1 protein-coding gene, 1 tRNA gene and 1 pseudogene are annotated in these 1239 nt (G+C 35.8%); all 3 read left to right on the plus strand.

Translation table 11 applies throughout. The features are described 5' to 3' along the window. The first annotated feature begins 98 nt into the window (after positions 1-98). Positions 99-260, plus strand: coding sequence for a hypothetical protein (locus AC27EF_RS13555; RefSeq protein WP_487111297.1), 162 nt, complete (start codon positions 99-101; stop codon positions 258-260). Between the two features lie 186 nt (positions 261-446). Further along, positions 447-519 (plus strand) — tRNA-Arg (locus AC27EF_RS13560). Positions 520-653: 134 nt separating this feature from the next. After that, positions 654-1130 (plus strand): annotated as a pseudogene (locus tag AC27EF_RS13565) (MATE family efflux transporter); the annotation flags it as partial. Between the last annotated feature and the right edge of the window lie 109 nt (positions 1131-1239).

The following is a 1239-nucleotide window of genomic DNA, read 5'->3' on the forward strand; positions in this document are numbered from 1 at the left end:
CATGCCTCTTCCTTGAATTCGATACTGTACGTCTGTGCCATAATTCTTCCTCCTGACTTTCTGGATAGATTATACCACTCGTTCTATGTGTCTATCAAATGGGGTATAAGGCAAAGCACTGGCGCCTGTTCAGAGACATTACAATCAATGCCGTCGAGCAGAAAGAAAAGACAGCAGCATTTGAGAGCGATCAAGCGCAGAAAATTAAGATTAAAACGAAGACAAGGAAAAAACGCTCCGATTTATATGGGAAAATTTAAAATCACCGATCTTTGAAGAAATAGAATAATTAGAAGTTGCTGTGAATTATAAGTAGGAAGCTTTTTTAAAAAGTAGAAAAATAGATATAAAAGATCTTGATGAAATTTATCCAAGATGAAGGTTTGATTTTTTTCAAAAAAATGCTTGAAAAATAGAAAGATTTGTTGTATTATAATATAGCTTGTGTACCAGTAACTCAGTGGATAGAGTGGCAGCCTCCGAAGCTGTTGGTCGCGGGTTCGACTCCCGCCTGGTGCATTGAAAGAATACATGTCTTTTATGAGGCTATAGATTTTATTGTTTCTGAGTATTAAACAATAGGATTTATAGCCTTTTTTCTTTAATTAGAAATTTTAGCAGGAAATTCTTTGGAAAAGATGGAGGAATAATCAATGGATCAGACGTATATGAAAGAGAAACCAATTTTACCCCTTTTATTATCGTTGGCTTTGCCAATGGTAATTTCAATGTTTGTAAACTCGCTGTATAATATTGTGGATAGCATTTTTGTGGCAAAAATCAGCGAAAAAGCTATGACAGCACTTTCTTTGGTTTATCCAATACAAAATTTGATTAACGCAATTGCTGTTGGCTTTGGCGTCGGAGTCAATGCGGTGATTGCAATGCATCTTGGAGCCGGGAAACATCAAGAGGCAGATCGTGCGGCAACACAAGGTCTTATATTAAATGTATTGCATGGAATGGTTTTAATGATTGTGGGAATTTTGATTATGCCTTCCTTTTTAGGGGCATTTACTTCCGATCAGATGGTCATCCGCATGGGAATTCAGTATTCTACGATTGCATTGGCATTTTCTGTGATTATTACTGCAGGAATTACATTTGAAAAAATATTTCAGGCGGTTGGTGTTAGAATATAAATAGTACAAAATAAACATGACCATTTTCAATAAATCGTATATGATAGTCATAGATCAAGGAGGAGAATGGTTATGGCAAAAGGTACAAAATATTCCC

This window comes from Anaerostipes stercorihominis, from assembly GCF_057535655.1.